General features: G+C 39.7%; 1 protein-coding gene. It reads left to right on the top strand.

Going from position 1 to position 267, the window contains the following annotated elements:
• Positions 1–267: M24 family metallopeptidase (locus SB658_RS24435; protein ID WP_410602962.1), on the top strand; the 267-nt coding region annotated here is incomplete at both ends.

Genomic DNA, 267 nt, shown 5'->3' with positions numbered 1-267 from the left:
CGTAATGAACAAGATTTAGAAGGCTTACGAAAAATCGGCCGCATCGTTGCACTTGCACGTGAAGAAATGAAAAAAGAAGCGAAGCCAGGTATGACAACGAAAGAGCTTGATTTGATCGGTAAAAAAGTATTAGATGAGCATGGTGCTATTTCTGCACCTGAAAAAGAATATGATTTCCCAGGTGTAACTTGTATTAGTGTAAACGAAGAAGTTGCTCACGGTATTCCAGGAGATCGCGTATTAAAAGAAGGCGACTTAGTAAATGTC

It is taken from the genome of Bacillus sp. SIMBA_008, assembly GCF_046535495.1.
GTDB classification, from domain to species: Bacteria; Bacillota; Bacilli; order Bacillales; family Bacillaceae; genus Bacillus; species Bacillus subtilis.
The sequence above is the reverse complement of the archived record's forward strand: the minus strand, read 5'-3'. Positions and strand labels throughout refer to the sequence as shown.